This window comes from Acinetobacter sp. M5A5_2a (assembly GCF_053345265.1).
In genome coordinates, this window is sequence record NZ_JBKEZV010000006.1 from 147,391 (window position 1) to 165,875 (window position 18,485).

The 18,485-nt window shown below is 39.0% G+C and carries 17 protein-coding genes; 12 read left to right on the top strand and 5 right to left on the bottom strand.

Features of this window, described 5'->3' with window-relative positions; translation table 11 throughout:
• The first annotated feature begins 60 nt into the window (after nt 1–60).
• Both ACLBWE_RS09460 and ACLBWE_RS09465 read left to right on the top strand, forming a co-directional pair.
• Complete coding sequence (locus ACLBWE_RS09460; protein ID WP_004641080.1) at nt 61–1,587, top strand: fumarate hydratase; 1,527 nt, start codon at nt 61–63, stop codon at nt 1,585–1,587.
• A gap of 141 nt (nt 1,588–1,728) precedes the next feature.
• The gene (locus ACLBWE_RS09465) at nt 1,729–2,283 is read left to right on the top strand and encodes a DUF2059 domain-containing protein (RefSeq protein ID WP_056482926.1); all 555 of its coding nucleotides are present in this window, start codon (nt 1,729–1,731) and stop codon (nt 2,281–2,283) included.
• Nucleotides 2,284–2,307: 24 nt separating this feature from the next.
• Here the strand turns inward: ACLBWE_RS09465 and ACLBWE_RS09470 are convergent, their stop codons facing one another.
• The 4 genes from ACLBWE_RS09470 to tig form a co-directional block, all read right to left on the bottom strand.
• On the bottom strand, nt 2,308–3,024 hold the full coding sequence (locus ACLBWE_RS09470; protein WP_447602525.1) for a DUF2846 domain-containing protein: 717 nt from the start codon (nt 3,022–3,024) through the stop codon (nt 2,308–2,310).
• A 152-nt stretch (nt 3,025–3,176) separates the two neighbouring features.
• Nucleotides 3,177–4,490 (bottom strand): ATP-dependent Clp protease ATP-binding subunit ClpX, encoded by a 1,314-nt coding sequence (gene clpX, locus ACLBWE_RS09475; protein WP_045434957.1) that lies wholly within the window; start codon nt 4,488–4,490, stop codon nt 3,177–3,179.
• A gap of 105 nt (nt 4,491–4,595) precedes the next feature.
• The gene (clpP, locus tag ACLBWE_RS09480) at nt 4,596–5,201 is read right to left on the bottom strand and encodes an ATP-dependent Clp endopeptidase proteolytic subunit ClpP (RefSeq protein ID WP_003654845.1); all 606 of its coding nucleotides are present in this window, start codon (nt 5,199–5,201) and stop codon (nt 4,596–4,598) included.
• Between the two features lie 193 nt (nt 5,202–5,394).
• The gene (gene tig / locus ACLBWE_RS09485; protein ID WP_005036955.1) at nt 5,395–6,729 is read right to left on the bottom strand and encodes a trigger factor; all 1,335 of its coding nucleotides are present in this window, start codon (nt 6,727–6,729) and stop codon (nt 5,395–5,397) included.
• Nucleotides 6,730–7,143: 414 nt separating this feature from the next.
• Here tig and ACLBWE_RS09490 point away from each other — a divergent pair, with 414 nt between their 5' ends.
• The 7 genes from ACLBWE_RS09490 to rdgB all read left to right on the top strand — a co-directional run bounded on the left by ACLBWE_RS09490 (nt 7,144) and on the right by rdgB (nt 15,586).
• On the top strand, nt 7,144–9,417 hold the full coding sequence (locus ACLBWE_RS09490) for a TonB-dependent receptor (RefSeq protein ID WP_447602528.1): 2,274 nt from the start codon (nt 7,144–7,146) through the stop codon (nt 9,415–9,417).
• A gap of 106 nt (nt 9,418–9,523) precedes the next feature.
• Nucleotides 9,524–10,207: a Fe2+-dependent dioxygenase gene (locus tag ACLBWE_RS09495; protein WP_045435188.1), complete on the top strand. Its 684-nt coding sequence runs from the start codon at nt 9,524–9,526 to the stop codon at nt 10,205–10,207.
• A gap of 459 nt (nt 10,208–10,666) precedes the next feature.
• On the top strand, nt 10,667–12,364 hold the full coding sequence (gene leuA, locus ACLBWE_RS09500; RefSeq protein WP_004641067.1) for a 2-isopropylmalate synthase: 1,698 nt from the start codon (nt 10,667–10,669) through the stop codon (nt 12,362–12,364).
• An 83-nt stretch (nt 12,365–12,447) separates the two neighbouring features.
• A complete protein-coding gene (metX, locus tag ACLBWE_RS09505) occupies nt 12,448–13,608 on the top strand; it encodes a homoserine O-succinyltransferase MetX (RefSeq protein WP_447602531.1) in 1,161 nt (386 codons plus the stop codon).
• Complete coding sequence (metW, locus tag ACLBWE_RS09510) at nt 13,608–14,201, top strand: methionine biosynthesis protein MetW (protein ID WP_447602533.1); 594 nt, start codon at nt 13,608–13,610, stop codon at nt 14,199–14,201. The genes metX and metW overlap by 1 nt, the downstream gene beginning before the upstream one ends.
• Nucleotides 14,198–14,785, top strand: coding sequence for a tetratricopeptide repeat protein (locus ACLBWE_RS09515; protein WP_016801941.1), 588 nt, complete (start codon nt 14,198–14,200; stop codon nt 14,783–14,785). Before metW ends, ACLBWE_RS09515 begins: the two co-directional genes overlap by 4 nt.
• A gap of 174 nt (nt 14,786–14,959) precedes the next feature.
• Nucleotides 14,960–15,586, top strand: a complete 627-nt coding sequence (rdgB, locus tag ACLBWE_RS09520; RefSeq protein ID WP_005036968.1) for an RdgB/HAM1 family non-canonical purine NTP pyrophosphatase — start codon at nt 14,960–14,962, stop codon at nt 15,584–15,586.
• Between the two features lie 257 nt (nt 15,587–15,843).
• Here the strand turns inward: rdgB and ACLBWE_RS09525 are convergent, their stop codons facing one another.
• Nucleotides 15,844–16,719, bottom strand: a complete 876-nt coding sequence (locus tag ACLBWE_RS09525; protein WP_427960781.1) for an AEC family transporter — start codon at nt 16,717–16,719, stop codon at nt 15,844–15,846.
• 252 nt (nt 16,720–16,971) lie between these two features.
• Between ACLBWE_RS09525 and ACLBWE_RS09530 the strand changes: the two genes are divergently transcribed.
• The 3 genes from ACLBWE_RS09530 to tatC are packed head-to-tail and all read left to right on the top strand — an operon-like array spanning nt 16,972 to nt 18,404.
• Nucleotides 16,972–17,190: a Sec-independent protein translocase subunit TatA gene (locus ACLBWE_RS09530; protein WP_004794775.1), complete on the top strand. Its 219-nt coding sequence runs from the start codon at nt 16,972–16,974 to the stop codon at nt 17,188–17,190.
• A 12-nt stretch (nt 17,191–17,202) separates the two neighbouring features.
• Nucleotides 17,203–17,637, top strand: a complete 435-nt coding sequence (gene tatB / locus ACLBWE_RS09535) for a Sec-independent protein translocase protein TatB (protein ID WP_017388418.1) — start codon at nt 17,203–17,205, stop codon at nt 17,635–17,637.
• Nucleotides 17,634–18,404: a twin-arginine translocase subunit TatC gene (gene tatC, locus ACLBWE_RS09540; protein WP_447602537.1), complete on the top strand. Its 771-nt coding sequence runs from the start codon at nt 17,634–17,636 to the stop codon at nt 18,402–18,404. Before tatB ends, tatC begins: the two co-directional genes overlap by 4 nt.
• Nucleotides 18,405–18,485: the final 81 nt, after the last annotated feature.

Genomic DNA, 18,485 nt, shown 5'->3' on the forward strand with positions numbered 1-18,485 from the left:
TATCTTTTTGTCATATAATTTAGCCCGCTAGCTAACAGCCCGCTCAAGAGATTTTTTGGTATGACAACGATTATCAAACAAGATGACTTGATTACATCAATCAAGGACGCCCTACAGTTTATTTCGTACTATCACCCGCAAGACTTCATCCAAGCGATGAGTCGTGCTTATGATCGCGAAGAAAACCAAGCTGCAAAGGATGCAATTGCACAGATTTTAATTAACTCTCGCATGTGTGCGGAAGGTCATCGTCCAATTTGCCAAGATACTGGTATTGTTAACGTTTTCCTTGAAGTGGGCTTAGATGTTAAATTTGATTTAACAATGAGCTTAGACGATGCAGTAAATGAAGGTGTTCGCCAAGGTTACCTTGAAAATAGCAACGTTCTTCGTGCATCTGTACTTGCTGACCCTGCATTTGGTCGCAAAAACACAAAAGATAATACCCCTGCTGTAATTCACTACAAACTCGTTCCGGGTAACAAAGTAGATATTACTGTTGCTGCTAAAGGTGGCGGTTCAGAAAACAAATCTAAACTTGCGATGCTTAACCCATCTGACTCGATTGTTGATTGGGTACTTAAAACTGTACCAACAATGGGTGCAGGCTGGTGTCCTCCAGGTATGCTTGGTATTGGTATTGGTGGTACTGCTGAAAAAGCCATGATGCTTGCTAAAGAAGCGCTCATGGAAGAAATCAACATGGACGAATTACTTCGCCGTGGACCAGAAAACAAAATCGAAGAACTTCGTATCGAAATCTTTGAAAAAGTAAACGCACTTGGTATTGGTGCTCAAGGTCTTGGCGGTTTAACCACTGTTCTTGATATTAAAATTAAAGATTACCCATGTCACGCTGCTGGTAAACCAGTAGGTATGATTCCTAACTGTGCTGCTACTCGTCATGCTCACTTCCAGCTTGATGGTTCAGGTGTAGCTCATATTCAGGCACCAAAACTTGAAGATTACCCATCTGTAACTTGGGATTCTTCAAAATCTAAACGTGTAAACCTTGATACCATTACTCAAGCAGAAATGGATTCTTGGAAACCGGGTGACACATTACTCCTTAGCGGGACAATGTACACAGGTCGTGATGCTGCGCACAAACGTATGGTTGAAATGATCGACAACGGTGAAGAATTACCAGTTGATCTTAAAGGTAAGTTTATTTACTACGTTGGCCCAGTTGATCCAGTGGGTGACGAAGTTGTTGGCCCTGCTGGTCCTACAACTGCAACACGTATGGATAAATTCACACGTAAAGTACTTGAGCATACTGGCTTGTTTGGCATGATCGGTAAGGCTGATCGTGGTCCTACAGCGATTGAAGCAATCAAAGACAACAAAGCAACTTACTTAATGGCAGTTGGTGGTGCAGCTTACCTTGTATCTAAAGCTGTTCGCGAAGCTGAAGTTGTTGCGTTTGCAGACTTAGGTATGGAAGCAATCTACAAATTCGTAGTTGAAGATATGCCTGTTTCTGTTGCAGTTGATGTAAACGGTACATCAATTCATGCAATTGCTCCAAAAATCTGGCAAGCGAAAATTGGAAAAATTCCAGTAGTCGACGCTGCGGCAGGCTAATCAAGAAAAGCACCGAATTCGGTGCTTTTTTTATGCATTCTTTTTTATTTTAAAATCTGAAAAGAATTGTAACAATTACTTCTTCAATCTGTGCTATTAATAAATGCACTCTCTCGCCATATATTGAATATAGGTCATTTCATGACTATTCGCCCTATTCTTAAAAATCTTTCAATTAGCCTCTGCTTAAGCTGCATTACTACAAGCTTATTTGCATCTCCTGCTAAGTTAAGTTCAGTTAAAGAACTCATGCAAATGAGCCAAATTGATTACCTACTTAAAGAATCAATTAATGAATTAACGCCTTATTATGATCAACAAGCAGAACAGATCGTTAGTAATATCACGGGTATCAAAACTTTAGGTCCAAAAGAAAAAGAAGCTGCAAAAAAGTTAGGTTTACTCTTAAAAGATTCGAGCAATCAGCTCATCAGCAACCCTAAAACCACCCAAGCCTTACAAGATATTTATTTAAAGACATATTCTGAAGAAGAGATTCAAGCGAATCTTAAGTTTTTAAAAACCCCAGAAGGCCAATCGATTACACGTAAAAATGTGCAGATTATGGGGCAAATTTCAGAATATATGATGGAGTTGGGACAGCAGACCTTTAATGACCCTAAAGCACGAGATCATATGCAAGAAGAGATGCTTAAAATTATTGCGCCATTGATGAAAGATAAAGAAAAGTCTTAACTTTTCTTTATCTTTTGCAAGTCATTACCAAGTTAAAGGATTCCATAATTTAAATGGTTTAATCAGATGTACATCTGATTTTTCATCATATTTGGCAGGTTTTAATTCTTGTGGTTTATGTCGAATCTTGCCTGAAGCATCTTCTGCTACAAAGTTGTAGCTTGAAGATTTCAACTCGGTAAAGGCAATTTCTCTACGGCCAATATTATCTTGCATTAACGTAAATGGGCCAGTGTGTTCATCTCGGTCCATTTTATTTTCTTCATCATATTTCAAATAATAAGACGTTCCAGCCTCAACAGTTATATCCATATATTTGGGCTCTTGAAAATGAATACCCAATAAAGGGCGGCTCGCAGAAAGACGATAAGTCCCTGCTGGCAATTCAATCCAATAATAATGGTTATGTAGTAGGCTCGGAATTCGCTTGCCATTTACAAACAGGTTAATCGCCGCGATTTCCTGACGATTCCATTTTGTATCTGGTCGATAGAGATAAACAACAGCAGCTTGTGCGTTTTGTGGTTTGATCGGGACAAATGTCTGACCCAATTTTTGATTAACCCAACCACCCACGGCAAAACCACCTACGTGATATTGGTCTAATAGTCCGGGTTCTTTTTCAACATCGACTTTAGGTAAGGTTGCAGTCAATTCACCCGTATTTTTTTCTAAATGAGATGAACTTTGACAGCCCACAAACAGTCCGGCACAGCACAAAGATACGATTAAATAACGCATGGCATCCCTCAAAGCGTTTTGTTTTTGATTTATTTTTTACAACGCAAAACTATGCGTATTTTGTATTTTTAAGATTAACACCACCCACATAAATTGAAAACAAAAAAAGCACGAATCACTCACGCGATTCATGCTTTTTAGATGAATGAAATCTATGCAGACTTCGAATCAATAACCTTTAAATCGGCCTTTGCAACACTTTCATGTGTTACAGCTTCTTTAGGTTGGCGCTCAGCTTTATAAACAGGCTCTGCTTCACCATTGATCACTGCTTCATTAATGACGACTGTTCCAACATCAGTACGGCTTGGTAAATCGTACATGGTTTCAAGCAGTACGTTCTCCATAATAGAGCGTAGACCACGCGCGCCCGTATTACGTTCAAGTGCTTTCTTCGCAATAGCGCGCAATGCAGAATCTTCAAAGATCAGATCAACATTTTCCATGGTGAAAAGATATTGATACTGGCGAGTTAATGCATTTTTTGGCTCAGTCAAAATTTGCATTAATGCTTCTTCATCCAACTCTTCAAGTGTAGCAATCACTGGTAAACGACCAATGAATTCTGGAATTAAACCAAATTTCACTAAGTCAGTTGGCTCAACCTGACGGAACAATTCAGCAAGTTTTTTGGTTTCATCTTTGTTTTTAACATCAGCTGTAAAACCAATACCGCCTTTCTCTTGACGCTGTTGTACAATCTTTTCCAAACCAGAAAATGCACCACCACAAATAAACAAGATATTCGAGGTATCAATTTGGATAAACTCTTGCTGCGGATGCTTACGCCCACCTTGCGGAGGAATAGAAGCCACTGTACCTTCAATCATTTTTAACAATGCTTGTTGTACACCTTCACCTGAAACATCACGCGTAATTGACGGGTTTTCAGATTTACGAGTAATCTTGTCAATTTCATCAATATAGATAATGCCCTTCTGAGCTTTTTCTACATCGTAGTCCGCTTTTTGCAAAAGTTTTTGTACAATATTTTCAACATCTTCGCCCACATAACCAGCTTCGGTTAATGTCGTTGCATCTGCCATTGCAAATGGAACATCTAAAAGGCGAGCTAATGTTTGCGCAAGTAAAGTTTTACCCGAACCTGTAGGTCCAATCAGTAGAATGTTACTTTTAGCAATTTCTACTTCTTTAGACACATGGCCATTATGACCAACTTTTAGGCGCTTATAATGGTTATAAACCGCAACAGATAACGTCTTTTTGGCAAGATCTTGACCAATCACATATTGATCAAGCGCAGCACGTATTTCATGTGGTTTTGGCAATGCCTTACTCGCCCAGTCCCCTGCTTCAACCTGTTGGCTGGTTTGTACAAGGTCTAAGCAGACATCCACACATTCATTACAAATATATGCGTCCTCACCTGCAATCAGTTTCCCGACTTCAGACTGCGTTTTACCGCAAAATGAACAATGTTTTTGTCCTTGAGGATGTTCGGACATATTCACTCCACAAATAGAATCTTAAATATTAGGGCAAGATGCACTGCATAAATAACTAAATGGAGATCTTTTTCAACATCTCAAGTTATTTACATCAGAAGGTCCTTATGGACGCTTACTTAACACCTGATCAACCAAACCATATTCTTTAGCAGACTGTGCTGTCATAAAGTTATCACGGTCAGTATCACGAGCAACGGTTTCGTAGTCTTGACCACTGTGCTCTGCCATTAAGCGGTTTAAACGTTCTTTAATAAATAGAATTTCACGTGCATGAATTTCAATATCCGATGCTTGACCGCGGAAACCACCTAATGGTTGATGGATCATGACACGGGCATTTTCTAGACAATAGCGTTTGCCTTTAGCACCAGCATTTAACAAGAATGCACCCATTGAAGCAGCTTGACCCATACAATATGTCACGACATCAGGTTTAATAAACTGCATCGTGTCATAAATAGCCATGCCCGCTGTCACAGAACCACCTGGAGAGTTGATATAAAGGTGGATATCTTTATCAGGGTTTTCAGCTTCTAAAAACAACATTTGGGCAACAATCAGATTTGCCATGTTGTCTTCAACTTCACCTGTTAAGAAAATGACGCGCTCACGTAAAAGTCGTGAATAAATATCAAAAGAACGTTCGCCGCGAGAAGATTGTTCAACCACAACAGGAACTAAAGCATTTTCAATTGTTGGAACATACATACGTTATTTATTCCTAAATTTTTTGTGACTTAACCTATGGCAACAATATGCGGGATAATTTCTCAAATTGCAAAAGGTTCGCACTGAAATATTATATTATTTATACCTAAGTACTTAATGTCGCACTCAAATTAACCACATAGTGAAAAACAAAAAAGGCGCCTAAAGCGCCTTTTTCTGACTTCTTAAAAGATTAGCCCATACGGCGAGCTTGTTGTTCTTTTAACAAATCATCATAAGATACAGCTTTGTCAGTCACTTTAGCAGCAGCTAAGATGTGATCAACAACTTGATCTTCTAATACAACTGCTTCGATTTGAGCACGTTGTTGAGCATCATTTTTGAAGTATTCAATCACTTCAGTTGGATCTTCGTAAGAAGAAGCCATGTCGTCAATGTAAGCATCAACGCGAGTTTGATCAACTTCAAGTTTAGCGTCAGCTAAAACTTTGCTTACCAATACGCCAAGCTTAACAGAACGCTCTGCTTGCTCTTTGAATAATTCGTCAGGAAGCATGCTCTTGTCAAAAGATTGCGCGCCTGCACCACCGAACTGTTGAGTGAACTGTTGAACCATTTGTTGACGTTGACGGTCAATTTCTTGAGCAACCATTGCAGTTGGAACTTCAACTTCGTTCGCAGCAACAAGTGCATCAAAAGCAGCTTGTTTAACTTGGTTACGTAAACCATTGCGAACTTCACGTTCCATATTCTTGCGAACGTCAGCTTTTAACTTCTCAACGCCTTCTTCTTCAGTTACACCGAAGATTTTCAAGAATTCAGCATCAATTTCTGGAAGTTTTGATTTTTCAACTTGCTTCACAGTGATTTTGAACTGAGCTGCTTTACCAGCCAAGTTTTCAGCTTGGTAGTCTTCAGGGAAAGTAACATCGATTACTTTCTCTTCGCCAGCTTTCATACCGATGATGCCGTCTTCGAATCCAGGAATCATACGACCTGAACCTAACACAAGTTTAAAGTCTTCAGCAGAACCGCCTTCAAACTTCTCACCGTCGATAGTGCCTTCAAAGTCAAAAGTCACTTGCATGTCTTTTTTCGCCATGCCCTTGGTAACAGCCCAAGTTTGACGTTGTTTTTGCAAGTTTTCGATCATAGCGTCAACGTCAGCATCTTTAATTTCAGCTGTTTTACGTTCAACTTCTAAACCGTCAAATGCTTGTACTGTAACTTCTGGATAAACTTCTACAGTCGCTTCAAAAACTAAAGCATCTTCTTTATGTTCAACTTTATCAATGTTCGGCATTCCTACCGCATTGATTTTTTCTTGTTGAATTGCTTCAAAAACGCTATCACGAATGATGTCATTTACAACTTCTTGATAAATGCCCGCACCGTATTCGCGACGAACAACGTTTTCAGGTACTTTACCTGGACGGAAGCCGTTGATCTTCACAGTTTTGGCAGTGCGCTTCAAACGAGCTTCAAATTGCTCGTTAATACGGCTCGTCGGTACAGAAACATTTAAACGACGGGCAACGCCCGAAACCGCTTCAGTCGTTACTTGCATGGCTTCCTCGATAAAAATTAGTGAGTAGGAACAGTTTTTTTAAAAGTGCTGTATTATATGACAACTTTCAAGATATACAAAATTAACCGACCACTTCATTTAAGTGAAGGTCATTATTCTCGTAAATTTCACAGTAATTTTATGATTCTTTAAATATTTTTCATAAAGCCTTAAGTAAAACTAATTTTTTAGTTATTCTTCATAAATCTAAAATTACAATCAAAGTTCAAGTTTAATCGTTTTTACAAACAATTACTAAGAATCAGTAGATTAGCTGCATAAATGCACATTCAACCATTCAGTTATTCATATTTTCTTCACAATTCAATTGGCAAATCCAATTAACACAAACTGTACATATAAATAAGAATTATTATTATTCGCATAACCTTTTAGTTTTAGAGTCCTGAAGTCATGTCTTTGATTAGAACACGTAAAAAAATTGTTTCTTCTGCGATAGCTTCTTCGCTATCAATGATTGCAACAACAGCCATGGCACAAGAAGCAATTTCACAATTACCAACGATTCATACTCAAGCGACTCAAGAAGAATCTTTAAAAGTAGATCAGTCAGCCAACTCTAAATTCGTGGCTCCTCTCAAAGACACGCCAAAATCGGTCTCTATTCTTTCTCAAAAATTAATTAAAGATACAAACTCTAATACCCTACTCGAAGCTTTACGTTATGAACCAGGCATTACTTTAGGTGCTGGTGAAGGCGGTACACCATTTACAGATATGCCTTACATTCGTGGCTATAGCGCTCAATCTTCTGTATATGTTGATGGTGTTCGTAATTCGACTTCTCAAAACCGCGATATGTTTGCCATTGAACAAGTTGAAGTGATTAAAGGCTCTTCTTCTGCCCTTGGCGGTGGCGGCGGTGTAGGTGGAAGTATTAACTTAATCCCTAAAGTAGCCCACGAAGGTGATGTTTACCAAGGTAGTGTTCAAGGTGGTACTGACAACTATCGTCATATTCAACTTGATGCCAACAAAGACTTTGGTAACGGCATTGCTGGTCGTGTTGTTGTTATGGGCCATGAAAACGAAAAAGCTGGTGCTAACAATGGTGCTGAATATGCCCGTGCAGGTATTGCCTCAAGCCTTGCATTTGGCCTAGATACAGCAACTCGCGGAACACTTAGCTACTACTATTTACGTAGTAATGATGAACCGGATGCAGGTATTCCCTTTCTTCCTGTTGGTGGAAAGCCAATTGATGTAAAACAAGGGACATATTATGGCTGGAAAGAACGTGATTTTGATAAACGTGAAAACCACATTGGTACGTTTAAATTAGAGCAAGATCTTGCTGATGATTTAACATTATCAAATACAATGTCTTATACAAAATCTAAATCAGATTACATCTATACAAATGCAGATGACTCTAAAGGCAACGTAACCAAAAATGGTACTATTGTTCGTCGTGCTTTAAGTCGTATTGTTGATACTGATGCATATAGTGATCAGCTTGCGTTAAAAGGAAAATTCAATACTGGCGCACTTAAGCACTCTTTTAATACAGGTGCTGAGTGGAGCTATCAAGAATCAAGTCAGGGTGTTTACACTTTTACAGATGGCTCTGGTACAACCTCAACTGTACACAACACAAGTTGCCCTGCGAGCAGTGCTCTTTCGAATGGCTGGTGTACATCAGTAAATAATCCAATGAATGGTGCATTTACAGATACTTTGGGTAGCATAACAAATCAGTATACGACTCGTAGCCGCACTGTTTCTCTTTACGCTTTAGATAGCATTGAATTTAATCCTCAATGGCTTTTAAATTTAGGTGTGCGTTGGGATAAATTCGAGACTGAACGTAAATATAATAAAAATATTTATAAAACAGTAGGTGGAGCTAACGGTAATTACTCAAATGACGTAAGCATTGCAGCTGGTCAGAAATTTGAAAATGACAGTGACTATTTCTCTTATCAAGCTGGTCTAGTCTATAAACCAACTGAAAATGGCAGTATCTATGCAAGCTTTGCAACTTCTGCTAACCCTGTTGGTGTAGACCAAGGTGATGGCGCAGATGCACTATCTACATCTTCTCAGCAGGCAAATGATTTAGACCCAGAAAAAGCACGTACCTTCGAAATAGGAACAAAATGGGATCTATTTAATAACAGAGCAAACTTAACTGCTGCAATCTTCCGTACAGAGAAACAAAACACTCGTATCGCCATAGATGCCAATACATCAACTAATGCTGGTGAAAGTAAAGTTGATGGCTTCGAGGTTGGATTTAACGGTAAAGTAACTGACAAATGGGAAGTTTCAGCTGGCTATAGCTATTTAGACAGCGAACTCACAAAAGCAGCTTACAACGCAGTTGCTCAAGAAGGTAAACCATTACCGTTTGTAGCTAAAAATAGTGCTACTTTATGGTCTACTTATCGAGTACTGCCTAAGCTAACTTTAGGTGCAGGTGCAGAGTATCGTGACAAAGTGTTTACTAATACAAACACGGGTACAACGATGCTTGAAGACAAGTATTTACCAACGTATACCATTTACAACGCGATGGCTAAATACGACGTCAACAAAAACGTAAACTTACAGCTTAATATTAACAATATTTCTGATAAGCGCTATTTCACAAGTGCTCACCCAGCTCACTACGCGTTTGAAGGTGTTGGCCGTAATGCAGTGTTAGCAATTAACTTTAAGTACTAAGTTTAAATTCCATATTTTATTTATGGAATTAATTAAAGTTCATATAAGATAGCCTCATCACGAGGCTATTTTTTATAAATGGAATATCTATTTAAAGGTGTTTGCTGTGATTCATCATATCCCTAATGTTTTAAGCAAAGAGCAAGTTGCCGAGTTTCGTAAACTCATGAAAGAAGCGAATTGGGTGGGAGGAAAAGTTACTGCTGGCACTCTATCTGCTTCGGTTAAAAGAAATCAGCAACTCTCTGAACAAGATCCACTTACACATCATTTAAGTGATATTGTGATCAAAGCAATTTGGCAAAATCCTGTGTTTCAGGCCGCAGCCCTACCTCACAAAATTATTCCACCACTTTTTAACCGTTATAATGAACATGAAAGCTTTGGTTTCCATGTAGATAACTCAATTCGTCTTATCCGTGGTACTTCTGAGCAAATTCGTACCGATTTATCTTGTACATTATTTTTAAGTGAACCTGATGAATATGAAGGTGGTGATCTGGTTATTGAAGATACTTATGGTTATCACGAAGTCAAATTACCAGCAGGTGATGTCGTACTCTACCCTTCTACTAGCTTACATGAGGTAAGTAGTATTACATCTGGTACTCGATTTGCTTCTTTTTTCTGGGTTCAAAGTCTGGTCCGCGATGATAGTAAGCGACACCTTTTATTTAATTTAGATGAAAGTATCAGAGCACTGCGTAAGGCACACGGTGATAGTTATTCTGAAGTTATGAAACTCACCAACATTTACCACAACTTAATTCGCATGTGGTCAGAACTGTAACTACATTTATTTTTGCCTTATTGAGACGATGCAATCTTTTTTACCTTAATAAGGCAAAATAACGAAAAATATTTCCCATAAATTAGAAAGTAGCGCAAAATTAGAAAATTATTTTCTAATTTCCGAGATTAAAATTATTATAAGAATTTTGCACAACGTGTAATCATTGTTTAGATGTGATATATCTAAATGATAAACATATTAGCAAACCACCAAACTTATTATTTCACGGTCTAGAGATGAAAACGAATTACTTGTTTGCCCAGCCTACTCAAGCAAGACATCATCTGCAACTCCTGATGCTGCGCCACGCGCGCGTATAAATATTTTGTCTGCTTTTTAAAGCAGCACTTCGAAATTATCTTTAATTTTTCTCAATTAGATACCATATATAACCGTAGAGACGTTGCCTTCTAAATATATCCAGAGCAACCGCGCTACAAGACAAGGAGTTTTCTCATGATGTTGGCTGACCCAAGCAAAAAATACCGCCGTATGTACCAACGAGTGGATTTACCAGATCGCCAATGGCCAAATAACGAAATTACAAAAGCGCCAATCTGGATGAGCACCGATTTACGTGACGGTAACCAAGCAATTTTTGAACCAATGGATATGGAACAAAAATTCAAAATGTTCAAAATGCTTGTAAAAATCGGTTTCAAACATATTGAAATCGGCTTCCCTTCTGCATCTCAAATCGACTTCGATTTTACCCGCATGTTGATCGAAGAAAATCATATTCCTGATGACGTATACATTGAAGTTTTGGTTCAAGCACGTGATCATTTAATTGAACGTACTTTTGAGTCTTTAGCAGGTGCTAAACGTGCGATTGTGCATATTTATAACTCTAATTCTCCAACCTTCCGTCAAAAAGTGTTGAATGTAGATGTTAACGGCGCAAAACAATTAGCAATTAATGCTGCTCAAAAAGTTAAAGAGTACGCTGCGCAATATCCTCAAACTGACTGGATTTTTCAGTACAGCCCAGAGTGTTTCTCTGCAACAGAATTAGAAGTCGCTAAAGATGTCTGTGATGCCGTCACAGAAATTTGGGATGCACGTCCAGATCATAAAGTTATTTTAAACTTACCTGCGACTGTAGAAGTTTCTACGCCAAATGTTTATGCAGACCAAATTGAATGGATGCATCGTAATTTGGCACGTCGTGATGGCGTAATCATTTCTGTTCACTGCCACAATGACCGCGGCTGTGGTATTGCTGCATCAGAACTTGCAATTATGGCAGGTGCTGACCGTGTTGAAGGATGTGTGTTCGGTAACGGCGAACGTACAGGTAACGTTGACGTTGCAGCGATTGCATTGAACATGTATACCCAAGGTGTAGCGCCAGAGTTAGATTTCTCTAACATTAATGAAGTGATTGCAACGGTTGAAGAATGTACTGGTTTACCTGTACACCCTCGCCATCCATATGCAGGCGACTTGGTATTTACTGCATTCTCTGGTTCACATCAGGATGCAATCAAAAAAGGCTTTGAGTACCAGAAAAACGAAGAAATCTGGGATATGCCTTACTTGCCAATCGACCCGAAAGATTTGGGCCGTGACTACGATGCAGTTATTCGTGTAAACAGCCAGTCTGGTAAAGGCGGTATCGCTTACTTATTAGAAGCGAACTACAACGTTGTGTTACCTCGTCGTTTACAAATCGAGTTCAGTCAGGTTGTTCAACAATATGCTGATGATAATGGTACAGAAATTAATGCAAAAGAAATCTGGACCTTATTTAAAGACACGTATGTTGATGTGAAAAACCATCATTACACAGTCAAAAACTACAGATTATCTGACATTAATGGTACTCAAATCATCGAACTTGATGTTGATGTCGAAGGTGAAACACAACAACTTCGTGGTGAAGGTAACGGACCGATTTCTGCATTCTTAAATGCGCTTCAGTTACCAATTGACGTATTGAACTATGAAGAACGCAGTATTAGTTCAGGTGCAAATGCGAAAGCGTTAACGTTAATTGAACTTCAAGTCAAAGGTACAGGTAGAGGTTCATTTGGTGCAGGTGTTCATGACAATACAGTCACCTCATCAATTGAAGCAATTATTGCATGTACTAACCGTTTGATTGATCAAGGCGTTTTAAGTACAGACCAGGTTGTTGCTGCTGCTGTTTAATTTAAAAAAAGACTTTGGAAAGGATACCTAGCTTGGTATCCTTTCTTTTTATTCCTGAAAGATTTAAAAGGCGAAATGTTCCCGTGTCTTTTCCAGCTGATTCAGTGGGGTTAGTCACTCCGCAAAAGTTCCAATTTGAAGAACCATTACATCTTGAATGTGACCGTGTTTTGCCACGTTTTGAATTAATGGTCGAAACTTACGGCACTTTAAATGCAGATAAATCAAATGCCATTTTAATCTGTCATGCCTTATCTGGACATCATCATGCAGCGGGCTATCACCACGAAGATGATAAAAAAGCTGGCTGGTGGGATAGTTGTATTGGCCCGGGTAAAGCAATCGACACAAATAAGTTTTTTGTAGTTTCGCTAAATAATATTGGTGGGTGTAATGGCTCAACTGGCCCAACTTCCCCAAATCCTGAAAATGATAATCGCCCTTATGGACCAGATTTCCCATTAGTAACGGTACGTGACTGGGTAAAAACTCAGGCCATGCTTTCTGACCGGTTGGGTGTAAATATTTGGTATGCCATTATTGGTGGCTCTTTAGGGGGCATGCAGGCACTACAATGGTCGGTAGACTATCCTGACCGCTTACAAAAATGTGTGATTATTGCCAGTGCGCCAAAGCTTTCAGCACAAAATATTGCCTTTAATGAGGTTGCTCGCCAGTCAATCTTGTCTGATCCAGACTTCCATCATGGTCGTTATTTGGAAAATGATAGCTACCCAAAACGCGGCCTGATTTTGGCTCGCATGGTAGGTCATATTACCTATCTTTCAGAAGAAGCCATGAAACAAAAATTTGGTCGTGATTTAAAATCAGGCAAATTTATGTATGGTTTTGATGTCGAGTTTCAGGTTGAAAGCTACCTTCGTTATCAAGGCGAACAGTTTAGCCGTAACTTTGATGCCAATACTTATCTCATCATGACCAAAGCTTTGGATTATTTTGATCCATCACGTGAATACAACCACTCGTTAACAGATGCGATGGGTAAAACAAAATGTCAGTTCCTGATCGTTTCTTTTACAACAGACTGGCGTTTTACACCAAGTCGCTCTCAAGAGATTGTTGATGCACTCATTACCAATCATAAGCCAGTAAGTTACCTCGATATTGATGCGGAACAAGGACATGACTCGTTCTTATTCCCGATTCCATTGTATGTAAAAACAATGCGCGCTTTCTTAGGCGGTGAAGAACTCTTAAAATCGACGTCACTGGAGGCAAGCTAATGCGTATTGATCAACAACTGGCAGAAAAGTGGATTAAACCAGGCTCAAGCGTACTCGACTTGGGGTGTGGTGATGGTGAATTACTCGCTCATATGAGCCAAAAGCATCAAATTCGTGCTTATGGCTTAGAAATTGATCAAGAAAAGATTGCAATTGCCGTCAGTCGCGGGTTAAATATTATTCAACAAGATTTGAATCTCGGTTTGAGCCGTTTTGCTGACCAGTCTTTTGACTATGTGGTTATGGCACAGGCTTTGCAAGCTGTAGATGCACCGGATGTTTTATTAAGAGACATGGTGCGTGTGGGTAAACAGGCAATTATTACTTTTCCAAACTTTGCGCATTGGAAGACTCGTTCTTTTCTTGCATTAAAAGGTATGATGCCTGTATCGGATGCTCTACCATATATGTGGTATAACACCCCCAATATTCATTTATGTACATTTAAAGATTTCGAAGCACTTTGTGCGGAAAATCAGATACAAATTATTAATCGACTCGCCGTCAATGGAAATCAGCAGGCAAGCCTGTTAAGCAAACATGTTCCTAATTTGTTTGGTGAAGTCGCTATTTATCGAGTGAGTGCACTATGAAAAAGACATTATTTAGCACACTATTTGCAGGACTGCTAAGTATGCAGGCTCATGCAGATTATATCGCCCAGCCACAATCGGTTGCGAGTCAGGCTGCACGCTTTTCAACAATGGGGGTTAATGACCTTCAGAAAGCTGCAAAAGCTGGTCAAGCAGGCGCACAATTTTACCTTGGTACACACTACCAATATGGTAAAGATGTAGAAAAAGATGAAAAGCAAGCTTTCACATGGTTTAAAGCAGCAGCTGATCAAGGTTTATCGCCAGCACAATTAAACGTAGGCCGTATGTATGCCGACGGTATTGGTGTTAGAAAAGATGAGTCAATGGCTCGTAAATACTTCGAGAAAGCGGCAAGCAATGGTGATAACCGTGCAAGCTATAACCTCGCGATGATGGAAGAGCAAAAGAAAAACTACGTAGGTGCTTACCAGTGGTATGAGCTTTCAACTCGTGATGGCATGCTCGACAATAAAGTAATTAGCCTATCAGAAGGTAAGAAAACTGCTCTTGCGGCTAACTTGACTCAAGAACAAATCCGTACAGCACGTGACCGTGCAGACAAATGGATTCAAGCACAATAATAACGGTTCAACCGTAAAAAACCTTACTCGACTAAAACCACCTTGTATGCTCTACAAGGTGGTTTTAGTTTAGATCATACCATTTTATATTCTATTTATTTCCCTCTATATCCCCTCTTAAAAAACACGTAACATAACTCACGTTCGATATTAGCTATAAAGTTTGGTTTTATTATGTCTACCCCACATTGGTTTGATCAGGGCAGTTTAGTTCTTGCCAGCAATAACAAAGGTAAAGTCGCAGAGTTTGAAAAACTTTTTGAACAGCTTAAGTTACCTGTAGAAATTATTCCTCAAGGTCGCCTTAATATTCCTGATGCAATTGAAGATGGTTTAAGCTTTATTGAAAATGCCATTATTAAAGCTCGTCATGCCTCTCAAATTTCAGGTAAACCTGCTATGGCTGATGACTCAGGCATTTGCGTTCCTGTCTTAGGCGGTGCACCTGGTATTTACTCAGCACGCTATGCTGGAGAACATGGTGACGATGCAGCGAATAATGCCAAATTATTAAATGATCTTTTACCATTTCGTAAAAATGGTGAAGTGATTGAAGGCATGTTCGTATGTGTACTTGCTTTAGTAACGCATGCTGAAGATCCTTTGCCACAAATTTTCCAAGGTATTTGGCACGGTGAAATTTTAGAAGCTGCTCGTGGTGAAAATGGCTTTGGCTATGACCCACTGTTCTGGTTGCCTGAATTGCAAGTTTCTAGCGCTGAACTTTCTAAAGAAGACAAGAATAAGATTAGTCATCGTGGACAAGCGATGCAGTTATTTAGAGAAAGTTTGCAGAAGTAAAACTTTATATAGCATTTATTTAGCATTTATTTAGTTTAACTTTAAAGCCATTTGCCATCGTGCTAGGCGACATGGATGTCGCCACGTCACTGCCTTGCGCAGATTCCCAAAGCAGTGCTTCGGAAATCGCTCAGGATGTGTCGTCAGTTCGACAAATGGTTTTGTTACTTTTGACGAAACAAAAGTAAATATTGCCTATATACACAAAATAAGCATATAACCACTATTCAAAGGCAGTCTGATCTTAATCATCTTACTTAGAAATAAAGATGCAAAAACACTGCATAAATCGCAATACACACACAACTCACAATCGTCCCTGAAGCAATATAAGCCGCAGATCTACCCGTCCCTTGATAATGTGTTTCTAGCGCTACAATATTGGCTGCTGGTGGCAAACAGAACATTAAAAACATGACTCCAATTTGCTGACTCATATTGGGAATCGGTAAAAATCTATAAGTAAGTCCACAAAGAATAAAACCACACACAACCTTAAAAGCTTGGGCTTTCGTACTGTAGATTAAGTCTTTTACATAAACTCTAGTACGGCGCAGCCACATTCCCAACACACACATCCCAGCAAAAGTCATTGCGAACTTGGCAACTTCATAGACCCAGTGTATGGCAGGATGTTCAATATGCTGAGCACCAAGAAGTCTAAGTAGAAGCGCGCAAAAGATCGAAATACATGGTGGAGATGTTAAAACTTTTTTTAATATATTGAGCTTACTTTGCGGTGCAGTTGTTACAGCAGTCACGGCCCAAGCATTGCCAAACAGAGACATTCCAATATATAACGCCACAATAGGCGCCGTAGCTTGGGGGCCAAATAAAGCCATGGCAAAAGGAAAGCCGAGCCAGCCCATGTTGGTGTAACTTACGCAAAGCGCTAATAATCTATCTTTAAATAAAGCTAAATAAGCAAAGAAAATAAGAAATGCTGAACCGAAGCTAAAGAGCATTAAACTCAAACTACCCGGCTGATAAAATACCATGTTGTAAATAATAACAACTGGAATAAGTAAGCGGGCAAGCCAAGCGGAAAGAACAGGTTTTATCGTTTCTGAAAGAGAAGTCTGGGCAAGTAAAAGTCCAGTGATGAACGCCAATATTGGCAGTAATAACGCCACGTTTGCCCCTCTCCCTATTAAAGCCAGCTTGTTATGCTACACCTTTTCAAAATGAAATGTACTCTCCTTTTCAAGTAATTTAAGCTTCTCTTTTTTAACTCTTTCTAAAGTAAAAAAACAAACACATCCTTTCTAGAACCCATCTTTTTAGATTTTGACTGACGGCCATTGTCTTAAAAATGACATATAAATGTCACATTGTTGTCATAGCAACCTGTTGATATAAAACGAACTGAAAAGAGGTATAAGATCATGGCCGGTTTATCTATTTGGCACGTTGTTATTTTTGCAATTGTCGTTATTTTATTATTTGGTACATCTAAATTAAAAAATATCGGTAAAGACGTAGGCGGTGCAGTAAAAGACTTTAAAAAATCAGTTCGTGAAGAAGACGAAACTGCTGCTCTTAATACTCCACGTACAATTGATGCCCAAGTCAAAACTCCTGACAGCACATCAGTGAAAAGCTAAAGGTTTTCCACCATGCTTGATGTAGGAATGACAGAGCTACTCTGTTTTGCAATTATTGCAATTTTAGTTTTAGGTCCGGATAAACTTCCAGAAGCCGCCCGCTTTGCTGGTCGTTGGTATGTCCGTCTAAAACGTTATATTACCAATTTGCAAAATGAGATTGATCAAGAGTTGCGTCTTTCTGAATTTCGAAAAGAAATGCAAGAAGAACTCAACCGCATTGAAGCACTTGAACGCAAAGTACAACAACAACTTGAAGAAATACAAAAACAGACTACTTCAGACAACGCAGAAAAAGCTGAGGTAGCTGAAACTATATCTCAGTCTACAATGTACTCCCCTGTATCGGGCCATTATGAAGTGCCCTTTCTTGCCAAATTTACACCTTTGGCATCTCAAAGCGACACTTTAGAAACACCCCCCGTTAAATTGAAGATTGCCGTATGAACCAACTGCCTTCAACGACTGTAAATACGCAAGAAAATTTAGACCAAATGCCAATCATGAACCATTTGGTCGTTTTAAGACGTCATTTATTTAGGATTGTCGGGGTAACATTATTTTTATTCTTTTGCTTATTGCCCTTTAGAAATAACACTTACCAATTATTATCTGAACCTTTAAGGCTGCAACTTCCAGCATCATCTTCAATGATTGCTACAGATGTGACTGCAACCTTTATGGCACCGTTCAAGCTCAATTTATTTGTCGCGCTCGTGTTGACAATGCCATTTATTTTGTATGAAATATGGACCTTTGTTCGTCCAGCGTTGTATCAAAAAGAACGTCATTTAGCACTTCCGTTACTTATTGGTAGCATTGTTTTGTTCTATGCCGGCGTTGCTTTTGCATATTACATTACCCTTCCAGCGATTTTACATTTCTTTATTAGTGTATCGCCTGAAACGGTAGCACCTATGACGGATATTAATAGCTACCTAAGCTTTTGCTTAAAGTTATTTTTAGTTTTTGGTGTCACTTTTGAAATTCCAATCGCGACGCTTCTATTGATTTTAATAGGTGTGGTGAATACAAAGAGTCTGGCTGAAAAAAGACGTTTTATTATTGTGGGATGTTTTTTTGTAGCGATGTTCATTACCCCGCCAGATGCAATTTCTATGGTGATGTTAGCCATTCCAATGTGGTTGCTTTTTGAACTTGGATTATTGTTCGGTAAAATTCTTGAGAAAAGAAAAGCTCAATCTGCTGAATAAAAAATCATGTTTTTTAAAAAGCCTGAAATGTAAAGTTCAGGCTTTTTTATATAGACCACTTTTTAATCTACAAACCCATAA